The sequence below is a fragment of the Pannonibacter sp. XCT-53 genome (assembly GCF_009915765.1).
Taxonomy (GTDB): domain Bacteria; phylum Pseudomonadota; class Alphaproteobacteria; order Rhizobiales; family Stappiaceae; genus Pannonibacter; species Pannonibacter tanglangensis.
In genome coordinates this window covers 1,141,074-1,162,690 of sequence record NZ_JAABLQ010000001.1, presented here as the reverse complement: position 1 = coordinate 1,162,690, position 21,617 = coordinate 1,141,074, and the positions used below count along the sequence as shown (strand labels likewise).

Genomic DNA, 21,617 nt, shown 5'->3' with positions numbered 1-21,617 from the left:
CACCGCGCGGGGACGGAGGCTGACAGGCGCGCTCAGGCCCCTTCCCGGGTCTGCAGGGCGCCGAGGAGACTGGCGAGGCGAATGCGGTCCGGAGCGCCGAGCCCCTTGAAGATCTCCGTCTCGAGCGGCCCCAGACGCTGGCCGATCTCGTCCGCCAGATCGCGCCCGGCCTTGGTCGCCTTCAGCACCACAAGCCGGCGATCCTGCCGGTTCTCGCTCTTCTTCAGGAACTTGCGGTCGGTCAGGCGCATGGCCGCGCGGCTGATGGCCACCGCATCCAGCCCGGTGCGCGGTCCAAGGTCGCGCACGGAGCCTTCGCCGGCCTCGATCAGGGCCGACAGCACCAGCCACTCGGGCAGCGCGATGCCATGCTCGGACTGCAGCGCCTTGACCAGCCGGCGCTCGACCAGACGGGCCGTCGCCAGGATCTTCAGCGGCAGAAAATTGTCGAGGCCGATGGCCGGCTCGCTGTCGAACAGGCTGACCTGTGCCGGCATCTGCGGCGTTGCCGCTGCCGTCTTGCTGCCCTTGGCCGCCATTGCGCCCTCGCTTGCCGGGGTCCCCGGTCTGTTGTCTGTTGTTCCCTGTCCGTCCGTCTGCCGGATCGGCCGCCGCATCGTGCAGGAGGGCCGGCCGGAGCAGACAGACCTGCATGCCGCCAGACCTGCGTCCCGCCAGTCCCGCATGCTGCCAGTCCCGCGTGCTGCCAGGCCTGCCTCCGAACGCGACGTTCGCTGACAGACCCGGTCCGGCCGGCTGCGACCTTTGGGCCAGACGTCCTGCAGACGCATCCGGCAGGGACATCCTGCCGCGCATCTGGCAGACCTTGGCAATCTCGCCAAGGTCCTGATCGCCGGCGCCTTCGTCTTATCAATTTCACTTCATGTGAAAAGAACCGTCCCGCTGCCGTGCGGCACTCCTCCACAGGAATCCGCTCCCGCCAGGCCCTTGCGGCCGGTCCGGCACGGGCCCGCTTTTGACCCTCGCCCGGCAAGCCGATAGGATTGGCCCATGTCCGGCAATGCCGATTCGGATTGCGTGCTGGGGCAAGGCATCCGGCAGGGCCCGACACAGAGAGGAACGGTCCTCCCCCATGACGACTGCCGACGACCGTAACGGGATGACGTGGAGCCCAGAACCGGGCACCACTCCCACGCGCGCCGCAGGCCCCGGCGGTCAGATGGCCGAGCCTTTCGCGCCCGGCTCGGCCCTCCAGCCCACCCCGCCCCTTTCGGGCCCGGCCTTCGTGGCAACCTTCGCCCCCACGCCGGCACGCGCAACCGATCAGCCCGCTGGTGCCGTGGCCCCGCAGGCCGCACCGGCCGCGGCGGCCGATCCGCACCTGGCGCAAGGGGCCGCCGGCCGCGGCGACAGCCTCGCACCGGTGCCGAGCCTCGAAAATGCCCGCCGGTCGCAGGAGGAGGTCGAGGACGCCTTTCGCCAGGCAACCGGGCTCCTGCGCGACGGACAGCTCGACGAGGCAGCCGCCCAGCTGCGCCGCATCCTCTTTGCCCATCCAGACCATCTGCGCGCCCGGGCCAATCTCGGCAACTGCCAGTTCCTGCTCGGGGATCTGGCAAACGCCGAACAGTCCTTCGAGGCCGTGCTGGCGGACGCGCCGGACAACCGCAATGCCCTCTACGGTCTCGCCACCATCCGTCTGCAGCAAGGCGACGCCGGCCGGGCGCAGGAGCTGGCAACCCGCCTTGCCGCGCTGACGCCGGACAGCGCGCCGGCCCTGACGCTTCTCGCCGACGCCACAGCCGATGATCCGCGTCCCGGCACCGCCATTGCCGCCTACCGCGCGGCCCTGCGCCAGGACGAGACCTACCTGCCCGCTCTGGTCGGCCTGTCGCGGCTGATGCTGAAGCGCAGCCGCGTCGACGAGGCCCTCGATCTGGCCGATCGTGCCGCGCGGCTCGGCCAGGGGTCGTCGGAGGCCTTCACCTGTCTGGGCGATGCGCTCATGGCCGCAGGCAATCTCATGGCGGCCCGCGAGGCCTATGAGGCCGCCCTCAAGCGCACGCGCAGCGGCGGTGCCATTGCGGTGCGCCTGTCAGTTCTGGCCCGCAAGTCGGGAGACCATCGCGCCGCGCTGCGCCATGCCGACGACGCCTGGTCGGACCGCCCCGATGACCGCGAGGCCGGCAATGCCGTCGGCGCAGCACTCGCGGCGCTCGGCGAGCGTCTTGCCGCCCGCGAGGTCCTGACGGCCATGGTGCACGGTCGCCCCGTCCAGGACTGGGTGCGCGATATCATCGAGCGTCACCGGACGGTGCCGATGCCGGACATGGTCTGGAGCCCGCACGCGCCCGCAGCGCCCGATCCGCGCGAGGACACGACCCAAGGACTGGACCCCGGACTGGACGCAGGCGAAGGGCCTGCGACGGACAACGAGGCGCCAGAGGCAGACCCGGCGGCGTCCATCCAGGATGCCACCGCTGCGGACGGGTCTGGCGACACGCCCTCCCTGGCGCCAGCAGATGTCTGGCCGGATCAGGAGACGTCCGCCGCGCCGTCCGCGCCGGACGACGAGGCTCCCGAACTGCCCGGATCCCCCCTCCGCTAAGCTCTGGCACCGATCTCTGGCGCCGGCCAGAGATCAGGGCCAGAGTCCGGGCCAGAGTCCGGGCCGGAGTCCGGGCCGGGCCGGTCAGGAAATCCGTTCGGCTACGGACAGGAAGAAGCCGTCCGTATCGGTGGACGCCGGCGTCAGCACCAGATGTCCCTCCGGCGTGACGTGCTTCGGCCGCGGCTTGCCCGGCAGGGCAGCCGCAAAGGCAGCCACGGCCGAGCCGCGGCGGAAGCCGGCGTTGCGGCCGAGGAAGGCCTCGATCTGGTCGTGGTTTTCCGCCTGCAGCACCGAGCAGGTGGCATAGACGAGCCGGCCGCCGGGCTTCACGAACCGCTGCGCCGCGTCCAGAACGCGGATCTGGTCCTCGAGGCGCTCCGCCAGTGCCTTTTCGCTCAGCCGCCACTTGGAATCCGGCCGCCGCCGCCAGACACCCGTGCCGGTGCAGGGGGCATCGACAAAGACCAGATCCATCTGGCCGACGAGATCGTCCAGCGAGCCTGACTGCGGATCGCGCACCTGGACATTGCGGGCCCCGGCACGCGCCAGCCGCTCGTGGATCGGCGCGAGCCGCAAGCGGTCATTGTCATAGGCGTAGATCTGGCCGCGGTTCTCCATCAGCGCCGCCAGCGCCAGCGTCTTGCCGCCGCCGCCGGCGCAGAAGTCCAGCACCTGCTCGCCCGGACGGGCCGCCGCCACGAGCGCGGCAATCTGGCTGGCCTCGTCCTGCAGCTCGAACCAGCCCTTGCGGTAGCCTTCCTCGGCCTGCACATGCGGCAGGCGCGCCGCGCCGGGCTTCGGCTCGACGCGGATGCCGAAGGGCGACAGGGCCGTCTCGTGCAGGTCGATGTGCGCGAGACGCTTCATCACCTTGTCGCGCGTCGCCTTGAGCGTGTTGACGCGCATGTCGATGGGCGCGCGGCGGGCGAGCGCCTGGCCCTCGGCCACCGCATCCGCCCCCAGCGCGGCGGAGAAGGCCGGCCACAGCCAGTCCGGCACGTCGGCGGCGGTTGCCTCCGGCGCCGGCTCGGCCCTTGGCGTCGCCAGGGCCGCCCGTTCCGCATCGCTGAGCGCGGCCGGCGCATGCCGGTCGTCGGCCATCACCTCGTCAAGCCGCGCCAGCCCCTGCTGCCAATTGAGCGCATAGGTGGCCAGCGCCAGCGCCCGGGGGCTGGCGTCCTGCATCTGCCAGCCAAGGCTCTGCTTGTGGCGCAGCGCATCGAAGACCAGGTTGCCAATGATCGTGCGGTCGCCCGATCCGGCAAAACGGTGGGCGTTGCCCCAATCCTTCAGCGCATCCTGCACCGGGCGTCGGCGGCTCTCCACCTCGGCCAGGACCTCGATGGCTGCGGCGATCCGTCCACCGTCCTTCATGTCAGCACTCCAGTGTTTCAGGCGGGCGCCACGGCGCCCGTCCGGTCACCTGTGGCCCAACCCGTCAGATGTTGGTCGGGTAGTTCGGGCTTTCGCGCGTGATCGTCACGTCGTGGGCATGGCTTTCGCGCAGCCCCGCGCTGGAGATGCGCACGAATCGCGCCTTCTCCTGGAACTCCGGCAGGGTGCGCGCGCCAACATAGCCCATGGCGGCGCGCAGGCCACCGGCAAGCTGGTGCAGCACGCTCGACAGCGGCCCCTTGTAGGGCACCTGCCCCTCGATGCCTTCCGGCACCAGCTTCAGCGTGTCGCGCACCTCCGCCTGGAAGTAGCGGTCGGCCGAGCCGCGCGCCATGGCGCCGACGGAGCCCATGCCCCGGTAGGCCTTGTAGGAGCGGCCCTGGTGCAGATAGACCTCGCCCGGGCTTTCTTCGGTGCCCGCCAGCAGCGAGCCGATCATCGCCCCGGAGGCACCGGCCGCCAGCGCCTTGGCCAGGTCGCCGGAGAACTTGATCCCGCCATCGGCAATGATCGGAATGCCCTGCCGGGACGCCTCGTCGCAGGCTTCCATAATGGCGGTCAGCTGCGGCACGCCGACACCGGCGACGATGCGCGTGGTGCAGATCGAGCCCGGCCCGATGCCGACCTTGACCGCATCCGCGCCCGCATCGATCAGCGCCTTGGTGGCCTCGCGCGTGGCCACGTTGCCGGCCAGCACCTGCACGCCGTTCGACATGGCCTTGACCTTGGTCACCATCTCCAGCACGCGGGCCGAATGGCCATGGGCGGTATCGACCACCAGCAGGTCGACGCCGGCATCGATCAGGCGCTCGGCGCGCTGCATGCCTTCCTCGCCCACCGACGTGGCCGCAGCGACGCGCAGGCGGCCCTGGTCGTCCTTGGAGGCATTCGGGTTCAGCTGTGCCTTCTCGATGTCCTTCACGGTCACGAGGCCGACGCAGTGATAGCCCTCGTCCACCACCAGAAGCTTCTCGATGCGGTGCTTGTGCAGGAGCCGCTTGGCCTCCTCCTGGCTGACGGTGTCGCGCACCGTGACCAGGTTTTCCCGGGTCATCAGCTCGTAGACGCGCTGCTCGGGGTTGGAGGCGAAGCGGACGTCGCGGTTGGTCAGCACGCCGACGAGACGCCCGGTGACCTGGCCGCCGGTGCCGCCGTTCTCCACCACCGGGATGCCGGAGATGCCGTAGGCGCGCATCAGGTCGAGCGCGTCCTTCAGCGTCGCGTCCGGACCGATCACCACCGGGTTCACCACCATGCCGGATTCAAACTTCTTCACCTGGCGCACCTGCTCGGCCTGCTGGTCGAGGGTGAGGTTGCGGTGGATGACGCCGATGCCGCCGGCCTGGGCCATGGCGATGGCCAGACGCGCTTCGGTGACCGTGTCCATGGCCGAGGACAGGATCGGAATGTTCAGCTCGAGGGACTTGGTGATGCGGGTGCGCAGGTCGGTCTGCGCCGGCATGACCTCGGAATGGCCCGGGATCAGCAGCACGTCGTCGAAGGTGAGCGCATCAGCGCCGGTAGCCGGAACGAAAAAAGTGGCCATTGCCAATTCCCCTGTTGAGAAAGCCGGAAATCCGCCACCCCTTGGCAGGATGGCGGCGACGAAAAGTGCTTCGGCAGTGCCGGAGAAGTTGGCGCGGGTGAATAACACGCAGGTGACACCTTGAAAAGATCAAAGCGTCACCTGTCCCTGACTTCCTGCGCGGGGCGACCCGGAACGCCCCCTGCCGGCCCGGGCTCGCGGGGCCGTACCGGCCCAAACATCAGCCCGGATCTCGGTCCGGATATCGGCCCGGACCTGAGCCAGACCGCCTGTCCCGCCGCGCAAGCCCGTGCAGGGTCCCGGCGGCCCTCAGTCGTCAGCCGCGTCGTCCCGGTGCCCCGACAGGAAGCCGGCGCGGCCGCGGCCGCGGAACCCCTTGGCGACCACGTAGAGCTCGGGGCTCTCCTTGCGGCTCGCCGGCGGCTTGATGTGCGACACGGTGACGAAATCCTGCTTCAGCAGCGACAGGAGCTGGTTTTCCGTCCCGCCCCGGAACACCTTGGCCAGGAAGGCCCCGCCCGGGGCGAGGTTCTCCAGCGCGAACTGGATCGCCACCTCGAACAGATGCGTCGTGCGCAGGTGGTCGGTCTGGCGGTGGCCCGTCGTCGGAGCGGCCATGTCCGACAGCACCACGTCGGGCTTGTGCCCGCCGAGCGCCGCCATCAGCTGGTCGGGCGCGTCGTCGTCAAGGAAGTCCTTCTTGAGGAAGGTGACGCCCGGAATGTGGTCCATGTCGAGATAGTCGATGCCGACCACGATCGGCGCGTCGGGCGAGGATTTCACCCGCTCGACCGCGATCTGGCACCAGCCGCCCGGGGCCGCGCCCAGGTCGACGACGCGCGCGCCGGGCTTGAGCAGGCCGAGCTTGTCGTCGATCTCGATGAGCTTGTAGGCCGCGCGCGACCGGTAGCCGTCCATCTTCGAGCGGCGGACGTAAGGGTCGTTCAGGTGCCGCTCGAGCCAGCGGGTGGAGGACACCGTGCGCTTGGCCGCCGTCTTGACGCGCACATGCAGGCCGCGTTCGCCGGATCCGCGTTTGCCGTCGGTCATGTCTTTCCTTTCTGCCCCCGATGGGGCCGGCTGCCGCGCGACCAGACGCCGTCCGCGGACATGAGTTCAGTCAGGATGCCCTCGCGCAGGCCCCGGTCGGCGACGCGCAGGCGCGAGCAGGACCAGCGGCGGCGGATCGCCTCCAGGATGGCACAGCCCGCCAGCACCAGGTCCGCCCGGTCCGCGCCGATGCAGGGGTTGCCGACGCGCTCGTCATAGGACATGCCGCGCAGCTTCTCGATCATCGCCGACACGTCCTCGTCGGCAAGCCAGGCCCCGTCGACACGTCGCCGGTCATAGCGGCGCAGGCCGAAATGCACCCCCGCCAGCGTGGTCACCGTGCCCGATGTGCCCAGCATGTGCACGCGCCCGGCGGCAATCGCCTCGCCAAGCGCCGTGCCCACGGCAAAGCTGTCGAGATGGGCCGCAACGTCGCCCACCATCGCCTCGAAGATCTCGGGCGAGACATGCATGCCGCCGTGGCGTTCGGCGAGATTGACCACCCCGACCGGCAGCGAGGTCCAGGCCCGGATGAAGCGGGTGAGCGCATAGCCGCGGGCCGAGCCCCGGTTGCGCAGGTCGAGCCAGACGATCTCCGACGAGCCGCCGCCGATGTCGAACAGCAGCACCCCTTCCGCGTCCCGGTCCACCAGTGACGCGCAGCCGGCCACGGCCAGCCGCGCCTCGGTCTCGCGGTTGACGATTTCCAGCGCCAGCCCGGTCTCCCGGCGCACCCGCTCGATGAAGTCCGGACCGTTGTCGGCCGCCCGGCAGGCCTCGGTCGCAATCAGGCGCGCGCGCAGCACGCCGCGCTCGGCCAGCTTGCGCTGACAGCTGTCCAGCGCCTCGATCGCCCGCTCCATGGCCGCGTCGGACAGCCGGCGGCTGGCGCCGACGCCCTCGCCCAGACGGACGATCCGCGAGTAGGCATCGACCACCTTGAAGCCGCGCTCTTCCGGGCGGGCGATCAGCAGGCGGCAGTTGTTGGTGCCAAGATCCAGCGCCGCATACAGCGGATGTGCCGGCCCGCGCTCGTTGCGCGCGGCCGCCTGCCGGTCATGACCCGACACGGCAGGACCCGGCAAGGCAGGACCTGCCGGCCCGTGGCCGTCACGTCCGCCCTTTCCCTGTGCGCCCCAGCCCTGTGCGCCCCAGCCCTGGCCACTCCGTCCCTGCCCCCCGCGTCCACGCCGCCGGCGGCCCTCGCCAGGGAGACCTTCGCCCGCCTGACCCAGCCCGGCCTGACCCGGATCAGCCGGACGATCACGCCCCGCCAGCTCATGACCAGAGGTTTCCGATCCGGACGCGTCAGGTCCGGACGCCTCAAGAGCGGACGGGTACTCGCCGCCGCTGCGACGGTCTCCCGACAGGTCATCGGAGCGGAGCGGCGCCTCGGCCGTGTCCCGGGTCCCCGGATCCCCGGCTGGCCGGGGCCAGACCCCGGACAGTGCTCCAGACAGTGCTCCAGACAGTTCACCGTAACGGTCACCAGACGGCTCACCGGCGTGTGCATCGGCAGCCCCACCAGCGCGGACTTCGCTCCCGGACCAGCTGCGGGCTTCGGGAAGACCGACGCTGCGCTGGGCCGTGCTGTTGCCGGCCGGCCCGGCCGGCACGCCAGAGAATGCCCCTGCCCCTGCTCCGGCTTCTGCTCCGGCTGCTGTTCCGGCCTCATGACCAGCCCGGTTTCCGGTCAGGTTTCCGGGAAGAGCCTCGGAGTGACGGTTGCGGCCGGAGCGGTGTGCGCCGCGCCGGCGATGGCCCTTGCGCGCCGGATCGCTGCCGAGGCTCGGCAGCGGTTCACCCTGCAGGTCGGCGCGACGCTCTGCCCGATTCGGACGCTGACGTCGCTTGCCTTTCTTCTGGCCAGCCGCCTGACCCTGATGCGCGGACGCGGGCCCGCCTTGCCCCCGCACCTGACCTGCCGGAGCCTGATCACGAGCCTGAGCCTGAGCCGCCAAAGCCTTATCCGTATGAGCCCTGTCCGTCTGGGCCCTGTCCGTCTGAGCGTGGACCCTTGTCGCCCCGGCAGCCTGGGCCTCGGCCCCTGCCTGGCCCCCGGTCAGCCCGTAAGCCCGATCCGCAGACCGATTCGCAGTTCGGCCGTCATGCCGGCCCTCGCTGCGGGTCCCCGTCCGGCCCTTCGCCCGACCTCTCGTGCGGCCGGGCGTCCTGCCCGCCTCCGGGCCGGCATTCTGGCCAGAGAGCCGACCAGACTGCTGACCAGATCCCGGCCCGGATCCGGTGCCAGAGCCAAGCCCAGATCCGGTGCCAGAGCCAGTTTCAGCCCCCTTCGCGGACCCGTTGCCGGATCCCGGGACGGGGGCCTGCACCCGGTCTGGCGTCCCGTCATGCGCCCTAGTGTGCGCCTCGTTGTGCGCCCCACTGCGCGCGCCGGCGTGCCCACTGTCACGCGAACCGTCCCGCACGCCATCGCGCACCAGGCCATGCGCCCAGTCGCGGGCCCAACCGTGCGACCCGTCATGCGAACCGTCGTGCGGCCCGTCATGCGGCCCGTCATGCGAACCGTTGTGCGGCTTGCCCTGCGCTCTGTCTTGCGCCTGTTGCTGCACCTGACGCGGGGCCTCCGGCGCATCTGCCGGCTGCCGCGGTGCCATGGCACCGGATTCGCCTCCCCGACCGCCGGCGGCAGAGCCACCGGCTGGCGCGCCCCCGGACGGGCCCTTGGCCTGCCTGCGGCGCTTCTTCGCGCGTGCGCGCCGCGACGCGGCGGCAGCGGGAGGCGACGCCGCATCAGTCTGCCCCTTCCCTGCGCGGGGGGCGTCCTGACCCGTGTCGTCCACTTCGATGTCCTTTATGCGCTGCCGCTCGCAGACCCCTTGCAGGATCCTCCGGGCGCGCCCGATCCTTGATGTTGGAGAAAGTGTAACAGGTTGCCCCCTTGCACGCAAAGGAAGCCTCGGCGCCCCCTCTCCTGCCCCCCCTCACCAGGCCATGCATCAGCCCCCGCATCAGGCCCCATCCCAAGTCCCCGGCCCCATCCCCGTACCTATCCCCGTCCCCGTCCCCGGCCCCGGCCCCGGCCCCGGCCCCGCCCGCGGGCCTGTTCCGGCCCGTCACACCAGCGTCATCCACAGGCAGAAAACTTTTTGAATGAGCCTGTTGATCCCGCCGGGGGAGAAGGCTATAAGCCCCTCACATCGCGGCGCCGCCCGGCGTCACAGCGTCTACTGGGGAATAGGTTAACGGTAGACCCGCGGACTCTGACTCCGTTAGTCCTGGTTCGAATCCAGGTTCCCCAGCCAGCCTCTTCCAGACATCACCGGCACTTTTGACGAGCAACAGGCCTTACCTCTTGGTGCCTCGCGCTCCATTGCCTTGCCCGACGTCGTGCACCCCTTCGTTGCATCGCGGCTCTCATGGATGCCGCAACCGGCGACCGGCTGCAAAGGGCTGAATGTGGCGGGAAAGGATGCAGCCCCGCGGTGCTGCGCCGGCAATCCTGCCGCCAGCGTCAGGACGCGGTGAGACCGGCAGGTCGGTCCGGCGTTCACTGGCGACCACAGCCGGTCCCGGCAGCCGACAGTCCGACACCCTCGCGTCCGCATCACCAACATCCAGCCCTCCAACGCCTGCGCCGGACGCCTCGCGCATCATCGGCATCCGTCATCGGTGCCCGTCATCGCTCCCGTCACCGGCACCGGATGGTTGACCTCAACCGGTCTTCGACAGCCGTCGCCCCTCCGTAGTCGTGACAGGGACATCAGACGGCGCGGATCCGCCACCGGACCCGTCAATCCCGCTTGGCAACAGCTCACCCTCCACTTACAAACGGTTGCAGGATCTGCGATACCACCTTCGTTGACCCAGAAGGCATATCTCAGAGATCGTGAACTGAAACAGGGGCTTGACGTCAGGATGCGGCCCGCAGGCGAGCCGGCCGCCTGCATCCTTGACGTGAGTGAATGCGACCGAACCGGCAGGAGACAGCCTTGCAAGTCACAGGCAGTGGTGATCCGGGCCTGATGCTGAAAGACGGCATCATCGCCCTGGCGGAAGTCTTGACGCTTCAGGAAAGCGCGCCGGGGTATTGCGCCGCGCTGTTCCTGCTGCTGACGGCCATAGCCAGTCTCCGGTATCTGGCAAGGTCAGGGTCCCAGCTGCGGGCAATCCGGGATCTCGACGGCCGCGTGCGCCAGCATGCGGATCCTACGGCCTTTGCAGAGGGATACAACGACTTCACGGCCGGCCTGCAGACCGATTTCCAGGCGTCCAGCGCTCACCGGGCCGTCTGGCAGGCGTTTTCCGAATTCGACGAAACGATCGTCCGTGACGACATTGACGGCCCGCTCCGGTTGCGCAACCCGGTCCGCCCGGCCTCGTTCCTGAACGTTGACGACCTCGGGTTTGGTCCGGGCTTTTTCCGCGTCCTTCCGAACACGCTCGTATCTGCCGGTCTCCTGCTGACGTTCCTCGGACTGGTTGCAGCCTTGCATCAGTTCTCGCAGAGCATAAACGGGGCCTCCGACAGCATGAACAGCGCCATGTATGGCTTCATGCAGATCGCCTCGGCGAAGTTCGTCATGTCATTGGCCGGTCTGTTCTGTTCAATCCTCTTCACGCTGATTCTCCGGAAACGGCAAAGCCAGATCGAAGACGCCCTGCACCACCTGTGTTCCAGCCTCGAGGCACGCCTGAGCTTCCTGAGCCTGGAAGATGTCGCGATGCGCCAGCTGCGCGAGACACGCGAGCAGCGCGCTCACCTGCAGACACTCGGCACCAGCCTCGTCGCCCAGTTGCGGGAACCGCTGGACGCGCTGCCAGATGCCATCACGAGTGCCATCTCGAGCAAGATGGATCCGATCTTTGAACGGGTCACCTCCCTCGGCACCAGCAGCATGGAAGGGCTGGTGGGCGACCTGTCCCAGCAATTGTCCCACTCCGTCGGCAATGCCCTGCGACGGGCGAGCGAATCTCTCGGCGAGGCGACAGACCGGATCGGCCTGATGGTGGACCGGATGAGCGGTGCCAACACCCAGGCGGGCGACGGCTTGCGTGAGGCCCTCGACCAGATGGCAAGGGCGCTGGCGGAGATGCGGTCCGAAGTTTCGGCCAGCGGCCGTGCCGCGTCTGAAACCATGAACGAAGGGGCAGAGCGTCTGCTCTCCGTCATGAACGAGACCCTGGCCGGCATCCGCGACAACACGGGGCAAGGCGCTGAAGCCATGCGCGCGGCGGCTGACGAGATGAAACAGGCAGCCGACAACTTCCGCCAAACGCTCGACAATGCCAGTAAGGAGAGCGCGGAAGCCGCCAGGCAGCGCATGGCCGCCTCGACGGAGGAAGCCGGCCAGGCCATCGCCGGGGCCGGGCGCGCCCTGCTCCACAGCTTCGGCCAGACCAGCCAGGACATTGCCAGACTTGGCAGCGAGATGGGCGAGGTCATCGGCGCGAAACTCCTGTCGCGGCTTGAGGAGATCGCGACCCGGCTGTCGGAGATGGCCGACGCCGTGCAACGCGGCGCGTCCGGCGCACAGAGCGCGGCCCTGGGCCTGAACAGCGGCGCCGACGCGATCCACGGTGCGTCCGAAGGCTTCCGGGCCGCAGGCCTGACGCTCAGCGCGGCAGCCGATCCGGTCCGGGCGTCACATGAGCGCATCGAGACAACCCTGCGTCGCGTGGGGGACCTGGTCGAGACCGTCTCCGAAACCCTGATGCAGAACTCTGCGACTGTGGCCGAGAACGCCGCGCATGTGCTCGAGAGCGCAAGGACGGCCCTTGGCACCGAGCGCGAGGGCATTCGCAGGAACCTGGAAGCGACGCGCGTCGCCATCGCGCAGCTGTCGAGCGAGGCGGAGAAACTCGACGGGATCGACCAGATGCTGGGGCGCGCACTCAAGGAGTACAGCACGCAGCTGGAGGCGGCCCTCGGCACTGCACAGGATCACGTGGCCCTGATCCAGAAGACACTGGAACCGGGCATCACCACCTTGCATGAAGTCGTTGCTCAGGCCGAACAGTTCATGCCCCACCAGAAGCGGGTCAGGACATGAGAGCCCACGCAAGACGAGCGCGGCACGAGGAAGACGAGGAAAGCGCCTTTGTCTCGATGACCGACATGACGGTCGGGTTCCTGTTCATCATGATGATCCTGCTGGCGTTCTTCGCCAGCCAGGCGCGCGAGACATCGACCGTGCCCACGAGCCTTTACGACGACATGGTCAAACAGCGCGACGAGCAGAAGGCACGTGCCGAGAGCCAGGCTGAGAAGATCCGGGTCCTTGAGGAGGAGATTGCCGCGCTCAAGTCCGAGATCGAGGAAAAGGATGAGGAAATCGCGGACTTGCGGGAGAAACTCGACCGGCTGAAGATCGCCGACCCGCTCGAGGAGTATCTGTCGCAGGTGGCCGTCGCCCGGCGCGAGGTCCTGGAACGCCTGCGCGACGCGATCCTTGTCGACTTTCCGGATCTCAAGGTCGAACTGAGCGAAGAAAGCGATGCCTTACGCTTCCAGGGCGAAGGGTTGTTCGCATCCAACAGTCCGAAGCTGACGCCGGAGAAGTCGGCAATCGTCTCGAAACTCGCCGAGCGACTGGACGAGATACTCCCTTGTTTCACCATCGGGGCCGCCTCGCGTTTCGACGTGAAGTGCAATCCATCCTTTGCCATGGTCGAGGCGGTCCAGATCGAAGGCCATACCGACACCATGGGATCGGACCGGCGGAACCGGAACCTGTCTGCCGCGCGCGCGAACAACACGTTCTTTGCCATGACCAAAGCAGCCGACCGCGTCATGCAGCATCAGAACCTCAAGGGCCAGCCGGTTCTGTCGGTTGCCGCCTACGGTCCTGACCGGCCCGTGACCACGAACGACACGCCCGAGGGCAGGTCCACCAACCGTCGCATCGACCTTCGCTTCATCATGGTGACACCTCCGGACACCGATGCAATCAGCGGCATCCGCAGCGCGCTCAAGGCCGGAGGAGGACAGCCTTGAACGATGTCCCTGCTGCGTCCGACGGTGCGCGCGCGCTGCTCGGGCGGCTCGCTCCGATGCGCGTCCGGGCGTTTTCCTCGCTTGACCCGCTGGCCAAGTCCGTCCGGAAGATCACCTCCCGCTGGCCGGACATGGTCAGCGCACCTGCCGACCAGGATCGGGAAACGCTCGCCCTGAACATGCTTCATCGGGTCCGGACCTGGAGCTGGGACAAGATCACGACCCAGAAGGTCATCTCGGCAGCTCTCGCCGTTTTCGATGATGAGCGACGGATGCGCCCTGACCTCGAGCCTGTCCGCAGCTTTTATCTGGCCGAACTCGAGACCCGCGGGCCCGGCCCGTTTCTTGACGGGATGGCCCGTGTCTACCTTGACAGCTTTGTGCCCGGGGCCCTCCACACACACCGTCTGGCAGAGGGGCTGCGCAAGAGAGCGGCTGACCTCGGCGGCAGATACCGGAGGCTGGTCGACACGCTTCCCACGCTGTTTCAGCCGGAGGCAGCGCCCCGGGATCTTGCGAGCGTCATGGTCGGCGCGGAGCATCCTTACGAGGCGCTGAAATCGATCGGCATCAGCAGCCCGCACACGTCCGGCCTGACGCGGGCGGCCCACAAGATCTTCGTGGAGCGTCTGGCGCCTGATCTCGCAAGACCCGATGCACGGGCAAAACTCTTCAACTGGCTGGCACCGGAGGCGGGGCCGGTGCTCGAGGTCGGTGCAGGCGCCGCCATCGAGGCCGTCCTCGCCGTCTGGAAAAATCGCACGCCGCCGGACGCCCTGCGCAACGAACTGACCGAACGCATCATCGGCTGCTGGAACGATCCCCGGCTGCATGCGGGCGGGATCTGGCCGGGCTTCGATCCGGACCTGAAGTCGATCCTGCTGCGCTGGCTGACACACCAGGACATGAAGTTCTTCTGTGACGTCGTCACGGCGACGCAGCCGAGCCACATGTGGCCGCCTCGCAGGGACTTCTGGCTCCAGCTCTATGACGACGGCAAGATCGACGAAGCCTGGGTGGCGTTCGACACGGACGCGCTGCAATACGCCAGGCGGCACCTGGTGAAGACAGAAGGCACGGACATGAGCCGCCGCTTCGGCCGTCAGAAGGATCGTGGCGGCAAGACCTCCCTCCTGATCATGCGGATCGGCAACAGGATCGTGGTGGACGGGTGCCACAGCTATCGCACCCACATCTTCCGCATCGACGACCGGCAGGCCCCGAAACTCTACCAACGGGAGTACCACTGCGACGAGATCATGCGCCAGTCGAAGGTCTGGAAGGCGCACAATTCCATAGAAAACTGGTCCCAATGGGTGCATCAAAATGTCTGACGCCAGGCCCCTTTGCTCGGTCTCCGCGGATGCAATCGAGATCCGCTTTCCGCCGGAGAAGACGACCCTCTTCTCCCGCCTGATGCCGAAGCGCAGCAGCCGCAGCTTCACCGACCTCGCACCGGACGACCGTGACCTGCTCTTCGCCCTCGGGGACCTGCGGGCCTGGGAGGACAGGCACCCGGGCGATGTGACCATTGCAGCCGACCACATCCGGTTGTCCCATGACGCGGCGGCGAGCCTCTCGTCGGCCTCTGCCGAGGCAATCGGATTGCCACGAACGGTCGACCTGTTGCTCAAGACCGACGTGACCGGCGTCCTCGGCCGCCCGGATTTCAAACTCTCTTATGAATGGTCCCGCCAGGGCCGCCGCGAGGTGCCCATCCGCATCGGTGCCATCCTGAAGACGGGCGCAGGCGAACGCCGGCTGCCACTCTGGATGAAGCGTGCGCTGGATCTGGCTGATTCCTTTGACGCGTCACAGCCCGTCGAGCAGCACTGGCGCGCCCTCAGCGAGTTCCGCCGCGCCATCGAGCCGGACGGGTTCGCCACGGGCGACATGCCGGAGAACCGCGAGAGGGCCGGATTGGCGATGACGGCCTTCCTGCGCGGGCTCGAGGTGCGGATCGCGGACCGGTTTTCGATATCGCCCGACAAATCGCTGGGGCAGTTTGAGATCGTGCCGTATTCGGCGGACCGGCTCAAGCGCGCAGGCACCGACGCGGATGTCTCGGAGGAGGATGCCGAACTGACCGGCGAGGACCTTGCCGTGTTTCAGGATCGCCTGCATGCGCTGGGTGAAAGGCCCGCCTATCACCTTGGCAAGAATGCCTATCTGGTCATTGACCCGGGTGCGGCGCCCGTCCTTGCGGAATTGACCCGCGTGCAACGGGCGCCCCGTGAGGAACGGCATGCCTTCATCCGCAACCCGCGGGCGTTCATCACGGATGCCGTCAACCGCCACCTGCAGGACAGCGGGGCACTTGACGGGCTGGATGACGCACAGCAGGCCGAACTGGTGGAAGCCGTCGCGGGTCCGGCCCTGATCGAGACCCGCGAATACTCGGACCGCGTCACCGGCGTCGTCCGCTACGAGCGCCCGGATGCCGCCTTCGAAAGCAGCGGCACGACCTGGTTGCCGGAAGCCTTTGCCCAGCATCTGGTCGAGGCGCTCCGGCAGATGCCGGAAGCCCGGCTCGGCGAACTGCGCGTGAGCATGTCCCGCGCGCTCGAGACCGGTGTAGAGGCACAGGTGGACATCGCAGGCGAAAGCGTTCCCGTGACGCCCGCCCGCCTTGCCGCCATCGAGAGCGAGATCAGCCGACGGGCACAGATCACCGCCCGGCCGGAGGATGACCAGACCCCGCAGGACCCGACGTCCGATGCCCTCATCCTCGGGACAAGGGACAATTATGACGAGCTCAGGTTCATCGCCCCCGTCCGGCCGCGGCGTGCCACGATCCCGGTGCGCCTGCCGTCAGCCGTCAAGACCCCGCTGCAGCCGCATCAGCTGGAGAGTTTCGACTGGGCGACGCGCGCATGGAGCACGGGCCTGCCCGGCATTCTGAACGCTGACGAACAGGGGCTCGGCAAGACACTGCAGACCATCGCCTTTCTCGCCTGGGTCAAGGAGCACATGAAGGATCCGGGCGCCGAGACCCGCGGTCCGGTGCTTGTCGTTGCCCCCACCTCGCTCTTGCGGAACTGGGAGCAGGAGGTCGCCAAGCACGTCGAGGGACGGGGGTTTGGCCGGCTCATTCCCCTTTATGGCTCAGCGCTCGGGTCGCAGAAGCGGCGCGACACGCGCGGCACCGAGACACGCTCGGGCTTGCCTCACCTGGATCTGGACTGGCTGAAAGAGGCCTTCGAGGATGGCCGGGCGCACACCTACTGGATCCTGACCACCTACACGACCCTTGCCAACTACCAGCATTCGCTCGGCAAGGTCCGCTTCTCCGTGCTCGTCATGGATGAGATCCAGAACATCAAGAACCGGGCGACGCTGGCCTCCCGGGCCGTCGAGGCGATGAACGCGGATTTCCGCATCGGCCTGACCGGAACCCCGATCGAGAACTCGGCCCTTGATCTGTGGACGATCATGGACCGGATCGCACCGGGATGCCTGGGCTCGGGCGCCGCGTTCAAGGACCGCTACGGGGTTGCCGACGCCGGGACCATGGCGGAGCTGCATGCGCGCATCTTCAGGCCGCGCGACGCGCTGCCGCCCCTGGGCCTGCGCCGCCTGAAGGACGAGGTGGCCCGTGATCTGCCGCGGAAGCGGCGCTTCCTGCATCCGCGCCTGATGCCGAAGATCCAGGCCGATGCCTATGACCTTGCACAGGTCAAGCTGGCAAACGGCGGGCCCGGCGCGGCCCTCAGGATGCTGCATCACATTCGCTCCGTCTCCGTTCATCCCGGCGACACCGGCGCTGCGGGCCCGGACGAGTTCATCGCCAGGAGCGCGCGGCTGGATGCGGTCATGGACATCCTGCACCGCATCCAGGCGGCCGGCGAACGGGTCCTTGTCTTCATCGAACATCGTGACATGCAGTTCCGCTTCGCCGAGATCGTGCGCCATGTCTTCGGCCTCGCGCGCATCGACGTCATCAACGGCGACACGCCGATCCCGCGCCGCCAGGAGATCGTGAACCGCTTCCAGAGGCACCTTGAGGCCGACGGCGGCTTTGACATGCTGATCCTCGGGCCGAAGGCGGCGGGCACGGGCCTGACCCTGACGGCGGCCACCCATGTCATCCACCTGTCCCGCTGGTGGAACCCGGCCGTGGAGGAACAGTGCAACGACCGTGTCCACCGGATCGGCCAGACACGCCCCGTCGCGGTTCATGTTCCCATGGCCATGCATCCGGAGCTTGGCGCGCAGAGCTTCGATTTCCTCCTGCAAAGCCTGATGCAGCGCAAGCGCAGGCTGGCGGAGCAGGCGCTCTGGCCGATGGGCGACAGCGCCGCCGATGTCGCCAGCCTGTCCGAGGCTGTCGTGGCGCCGGCCCGCGGCAGCCGCATCACCCTTGCGGACTGCATGGCCGAACAGTTTCACCGCGATGGCCTGTCCCCCGCGGCCCCGGACGCGGACGGCGCCTGGGAACTGCCCTGATCCTGCCCCTGGAGAGACTGAGCAATGAAGGTAACACGAGGTCTGGTCATTCGCGATCCCTGGATCGAGCACATCCTGCAGGGCCGGAAGGACTGGGAAATGCGCGCGCAGAAAACGTCAACGCGCGGATGGTTCGGTCTCATCCGGCAGGGAAGCGGCACGGTCGTCGGCCTTGCAAGGCTTGTCGACTGTGGCCCCGCCCTCACCCTCGACGAGATGATCGCCGCCCATGATCATCACTGCATTTCGGAGGCCGAGATCCGCAGTGGCAAGGTCGCGCGGTGGGTCATTCCCTGGAAACTGGAGGATGTTCGCAAACTGGATCGGCCGGTCCCCTATGAGCACAAGAACGGCGCGGTGACCTGGGTCAAGTTCTCCGACGACGTCGCAGGGCAGTTGACACGCGTCCTGGACGAGGCCGGCAGCCGCGTCGACCCGGAGAATGCCTGGCGCGCAACGCGCAAGGTCGATGCTGCTGTCATGACGTCGCTCTCGCCCCGGCCGGATGTTGCGGCGGCCGCGATCCGGCCCGGGGCGGACCGTCCCGCCGGCGCCCCGACCGACGGGCCGGCGCAGCTGCTGGGCAGGACAACGCTCACCGGCGGAAACCTCCGCAACAGCCACTTCTACATCCGGGAGTTTCTGGACAGGTTCCCGCAGGAGTGCATCGGCGGGGGCAACAGGGACAGCGCAGCGCCACGGGAGTTGGTCATCGACTGGGGCGGGGCCTCGCCTGTCCTGTCCGACATTGACCGCACCAAGGGACTGTTCCGCAAGCGCGGCTGGGTCCGCTCCTTCTTCGAGGCCTCCGGGGCACGCGAGGGCGACACGATCGTGGTCACCTCCCCCGCCCCGTACCATGTCGATGTCCGGGTCGAACACCGATCCACGCCGGACGCCTCCGACGCGCGCTGACCACCCTGGCACCGTGCCGGCCCGTCACGCTCCGCCAGCGTACCGAGGCGATGCAGCTCGGGGCTGAGCTGCTGCAGATGACCGAAATTTGCCGACACGTCCCCACCCGGTTGACGACCACACCACCGCGACCATGCCACACGTCATGGGAGCAGGCAAACACGGGATGCACGCCGCCTCGCCGTCACGGGCCATCGTCAGGGCGTCCGCTGCCTTGCACGGGGCAACGGACGGTGATCCCCTTGCGGGGCGTTGCTGGCAGGGGCTGAGGAGAACGAAAGCGCCGGCGTTCTGCGTTCAGCGCCGGCGTTAAGTGCTTAGCATTCAGCGCTCGGCATTCAGCGCCCGGGCGGCACGGCACGGCAGTGCCCGTCACCCCGCCACCTTCAGCTTCGCCTGCTCCAGCGTCCAGTATTCCATGTCGAAGAGGTCGGCCTCGCTGATCGGCGTGAAGGTGCCATAGGCCTCGGCGGCGGTGATGACGCGGGCCATCTGTTCGCAGAGATCGCCGCCGATCCGCGCCGCCTTGGCATTGGCGCCGAGGGCGAACATGCCCTCGCCGCGCACCAGGATCACGCGCGGCAACGCGTCGAGCATGGTCTTGGGCTCGGCCGCCTTCGCCGCGTTGCGCTCGAAATAGTCCTGGTAGCGGCGGGCATAGGCGGCAAGTCCGGCGGCAATGTCCGCGTCGCTCGCACCGCGCTCCAGGACCAGCGGCCAGGGCTTGATGCGGATGACGTGATCCGGCGTCACGGTGCCCCTGAGGCTGAGCGCCTCCACATCCGGCCGCGACGCATAGGCGCGAATGGCCGGTGTCGAGCGGTAGTCAAGCGCAACGCCCTTTGCGAAGGGCGATCCTGCCGCCGACTGCAGCGCCGCCTCGATCCGGGCGGCCAGGGCCGCATCGCAAGGGCCGTCGCTCGCCTGCGGGCCGGTCAGTGCCACGCCCTTGCGCGCCAGTTCCGCCTCGGCCATCGAGATGAACTCGATCATCAGCTCATAAGATTTGCGCGCGTCATCGGCGAAGGTGAAGAGGCCATGGTTCTCGAGCCACAGCCCCTCGCAGCCCGGAGCCTCGCGGTAGATCCGGTCGGCCTCGATGGAAAGGTCGAAGCCCGGCATCACATAGGGAACATAGGCAAGCCGCCGGCCATAGACCGCAGCAACCGTCGCACGCATGTCGGGCTGGTCGGCCAGCGCCAGGATGGCGGTGGCATGGGTGTGGTCCACATGGGCGAAGGGCAGGAAGGCATGCAGCAGCGCCTCGACCGAGGGGTTCGGCGCGCTCGCCTCCAGAAGGTTCGCCCGAAGCAGCGCCACCATTTCGGGGTCCGACAGCTTCGGCCCCTCGCGCGCGGCCAGCAGCGGATCGAGGCGAACCGCCGGCAGGCCGGGAGCGGCAATGGAATCCAGATCCCAGCCGCTGCCCTTGATATGCATGAGCCGCTCGCCCGACGCATCTGTCACCTTGACGGAGGTGTTGCCGCCGCCGTGCAGCACGAGGTCTGGATCACTGCCGATGAGCCGCGAGGAATAGACCCGGAGCCCCAGCTCCGCGTCCTGTCCGGCCGCCAGGGCCTCGTCAACAAACATCTTCGCGTCAGCGTCATTCCAGCGGCTTTTCATCGGCATGTCCCAGTGCAAACAGAAAACGGCAGGCAGCGCGCGCCGCCTGCCGCAGGAAGGGTGATCAGAAGTCGAACTTGTCGATGTTGTCCTTGGTGAACACGGTGCGCTCCGGCAGCAGGATGATGCCGTTGCCATCCGCCTCGTAGTCGTAGCCCTGCACCTTGTTGGCAGAGACCTCGACCGTGCCGACGCCCGGAATGTCCAGCTTGTCGCCCACCTTCATCGGCCCGTTCTTGAGAACGTGATCGGCGACATAGACCGAGATCTTGCCCTGCTGGGTCACGTCCCACAGGCCGAAGCGCTGGATCGTGCCGCGTTCGATGTAGGGGCGCATGACGTTCGGCGTCGAGAAGCCGACGATGGTGACGCCCTCGGCGCGCTTCAGGTTTTCCGCGGCCTGGGCTGCCGCCGGCAGGGCGTTGGCGTCCGGCGCGATGATCGCGTCAAGGTCCGGATAGGCCTGCAGGATGCTCTCGGCCGTCTGCAGCGACTTCTGCGCGTCATTGTAGCCATACTGCGTCGTGACGATTTCCCAGCCCGGATGCTCCTTGGCGATCTTGGCCTTGGCCGCTTCCGCCCAGGCGTTCTGGTCGGTCACCGTCGGGCTGGAATAGAAGAAGGCGACCTTGGCCTTCTCCTTGGTCACGCCTTCTGCCGCCATGTCGACCAGGAGGCCGCCCAGCTGGTCCGGCGTGCCCTGGTTGATGTAGTAGCTGCGGCATTCCGGGTTCACGTCGCTGTCCCAGGTCATCACCAGCACGCCGCGGTCCATGGCCCGCTTCAGCGCCGGGCACAGGCCGTCCGGCGAGACCGACGACACGATCAGCGCCTTGTAGCCCTGGTTGACGTAATTGTTGATGAACTGCACCTGGCCGGACACGCTCGGCTCGGTCGGGCCGTCATAGGTCACCTTGGTGCCGATCTCCTCCCCTGCCTTCACCGCGCCGGCGCCGCCGGAGGTAAAGAAGCCGACGCCGACCAGCTTCGGAATGAAGGCGATCTGGCTGTCGGCCTTCGCCGCGCCGGCAATCAGCATGGTGCTGGCCAGAAGCGTGGCCGCCATCGTGCCAAGGCTCAGAACTCGTGTGCGCATGGTATTCCTCCTC

At 68.1% G+C, this 21,617-nt stretch carries 13 protein-coding genes and 1 tRNA gene; 7 read left to right on the top strand and 7 right to left on the bottom strand.

Features of this window, described 5'->3' with window-relative positions; genetic code table 11:
- Positions 1-32: 32 nt before the first annotated feature.
- Positions 33-539, bottom strand: a complete 507-nt coding sequence (locus GWI72_RS05380; RefSeq protein ID WP_208995779.1) for a MarR family winged helix-turn-helix transcriptional regulator — start codon at positions 537-539, stop codon at positions 33-35.
- Positions 540-1,180: 641 nt separating this feature from the next.
- Here GWI72_RS05380 and GWI72_RS05375 point away from each other — a divergent pair.
- Entirely contained in the window at positions 1,181-2,569 is a 1,389-nt protein-coding gene (locus GWI72_RS05375; protein WP_161708064.1) for a tetratricopeptide repeat protein, read from the top strand.
- Positions 2,570-2,653: 84 nt separating this feature from the next.
- On the opposite strand, the gene GWI72_RS05370 is transcribed toward GWI72_RS05375, so the two are convergent.
- From GWI72_RS05370 to GWI72_RS20110, 4 genes are all read right to left on the bottom strand, one after another.
- Positions 2,654-3,946, bottom strand: a complete 1,293-nt coding sequence (locus tag GWI72_RS05370; protein WP_161708063.1) for an RsmB/NOP family class I SAM-dependent RNA methyltransferase — start codon at positions 3,944-3,946, stop codon at positions 2,654-2,656.
- Between the two features lie 64 nt (positions 3,947-4,010).
- Complete coding sequence (gene guaB / locus GWI72_RS05365; RefSeq protein WP_161708062.1) at positions 4,011-5,513, bottom strand: IMP dehydrogenase; 1,503 nt, start codon at positions 5,511-5,513, stop codon at positions 4,011-4,013.
- A 309-nt stretch (positions 5,514-5,822) separates the two neighbouring features.
- Positions 5,823-6,563: an RlmE family RNA methyltransferase gene (locus GWI72_RS05360; protein WP_161675999.1), complete on the bottom strand. Its 741-nt coding sequence runs from the start codon at positions 6,561-6,563 to the stop codon at positions 5,823-5,825.
- On the bottom strand, positions 6,560-7,840 hold the full coding sequence (locus GWI72_RS20110) for a Ppx/GppA phosphatase family protein (protein WP_455430301.1): 1,281 nt from the start codon (positions 7,838-7,840) through the stop codon (positions 6,560-6,562). Before GWI72_RS20110 ends, GWI72_RS05360 begins: the two co-directional genes overlap by 4 nt.
- 1,915 nt (positions 7,841-9,755) lie before the next feature.
- Between GWI72_RS20110 and GWI72_RS05350 the strand changes: the two genes are divergently transcribed.
- The 6 genes from GWI72_RS05350 to GWI72_RS05325 all read left to right on the top strand — a co-directional run bounded on the left by GWI72_RS05350 (position 9,756) and on the right by GWI72_RS05325 (position 18,882).
- Positions 9,756-9,829: transfer RNA gene (locus tag GWI72_RS05350), tRNA-Gln, on the top strand.
- A 687-nt stretch (positions 9,830-10,516) separates the two neighbouring features.
- A complete protein-coding gene (locus GWI72_RS05345; protein ID WP_161708061.1) occupies positions 10,517-12,577 on the top strand; it encodes a hypothetical protein in 2,061 nt (686 codons plus the stop codon).
- The gene (locus GWI72_RS05340) at positions 12,574-13,521 is read left to right on the top strand and encodes an OmpA family protein (protein WP_161708060.1); all 948 of its coding nucleotides are present in this window, start codon (positions 12,574-12,576) and stop codon (positions 13,519-13,521) included. Before GWI72_RS05345 ends, GWI72_RS05340 begins: the two co-directional genes overlap by 4 nt.
- The gene (locus GWI72_RS05335) at positions 13,518-14,855 is read left to right on the top strand and encodes an EH signature domain-containing protein (RefSeq protein WP_161708059.1); all 1,338 of its coding nucleotides are present in this window, start codon (positions 13,518-13,520) and stop codon (positions 14,853-14,855) included. The genes GWI72_RS05340 and GWI72_RS05335 overlap by 4 nt, the downstream gene beginning before the upstream one ends.
- Entirely contained in the window at positions 14,848-17,967 is a 3,120-nt protein-coding gene (locus GWI72_RS05330; RefSeq protein WP_161708058.1) for a DEAD/DEAH box helicase, read from the top strand. Before GWI72_RS05335 ends, GWI72_RS05330 begins: the two co-directional genes overlap by 8 nt.
- Positions 17,968-17,991: 24 nt before the next feature.
- Positions 17,992-18,882, top strand: a complete 891-nt coding sequence (locus tag GWI72_RS05325) for a hypothetical protein (protein ID WP_161708057.1) — start codon at positions 17,992-17,994, stop codon at positions 18,880-18,882.
- A gap of 372 nt (positions 18,883-19,254) precedes the next feature.
- Here the strand turns inward: GWI72_RS05325 and GWI72_RS05320 are convergent, their stop codons facing one another.
- Both GWI72_RS05320 and lsrB read right to left on the bottom strand, forming a co-directional pair.
- On the bottom strand, positions 19,255-20,508 hold the full coding sequence (locus GWI72_RS05320; protein WP_161708056.1) for a class II aldolase: 1,254 nt from the start codon (positions 20,506-20,508) through the stop codon (positions 19,255-19,257).
- Positions 20,509-20,572: 64 nt separating this feature from the next.
- Positions 20,573-21,604 (bottom strand): autoinducer 2 ABC transporter substrate-binding protein LsrB, encoded by a 1,032-nt coding sequence (gene lsrB, locus GWI72_RS05315; protein ID WP_161675995.1) that lies wholly within the window; start codon positions 21,602-21,604, stop codon positions 20,573-20,575.
- Positions 21,605-21,617 lie beyond the last annotated feature (13 nt).

What these genes read in the sequence shown, in the direction of transcription:
- GWI72_RS05380 (WP_208995779.1), bottom strand. Translation starts at nt 539, where the DNA reads ATGGCGGCCAAGGGCAGCAAGACGGCAGCGGCAACGCCGCAGATGCCG.
- GWI72_RS05375 (WP_161708064.1), top strand. Translation starts at nt 1,181, where the DNA reads ATGGCCGAGCCTTTCGCGCCCGGCTCGGCCCTCCAGCCCACCCCGCCC.
- GWI72_RS05370 (WP_161708063.1), bottom strand. Translation starts at nt 3,946, where the DNA reads ATGAAGGACGGTGGACGGATCGCCGCAGCCATCGAGGTCCTGGCCGAG.
- guaB (WP_161708062.1), bottom strand. Translation starts at nt 5,513, where the DNA reads ATGGCCACTTTTTTCGTTCCGGCTACCGGCGCTGATGCGCTCACCTTC.
- GWI72_RS05360 (WP_161675999.1), bottom strand. Translation starts at nt 6,563, where the DNA reads ATGACCGACGGCAAACGCGGATCCGGCGAACGCGGCCTGCATGTGCGC.
- GWI72_RS05340 (WP_161708060.1), top strand. Translation starts at nt 12,574, where the DNA reads ATGAGAGCCCACGCAAGACGAGCGCGGCACGAGGAAGACGAGGAAAGC.
- GWI72_RS05330 (WP_161708058.1), top strand. Translation starts at nt 14,848, where the DNA reads ATGTCTGACGCCAGGCCCCTTTGCTCGGTCTCCGCGGATGCAATCGAG.
- GWI72_RS05325 (WP_161708057.1), top strand. Translation starts at nt 17,992, where the DNA reads ATGAAGGTAACACGAGGTCTGGTCATTCGCGATCCCTGGATCGAGCAC.
- GWI72_RS05320 (WP_161708056.1), bottom strand. Translation starts at nt 20,508, where the DNA reads ATGAAAAGCCGCTGGAATGACGCTGACGCGAAGATGTTTGTTGACGAG.
- lsrB (WP_161675995.1), bottom strand. Translation starts at nt 21,604, where the DNA reads ATGCGCACACGAGTTCTGAGCCTTGGCACGATGGCGGCCACGCTTCTG.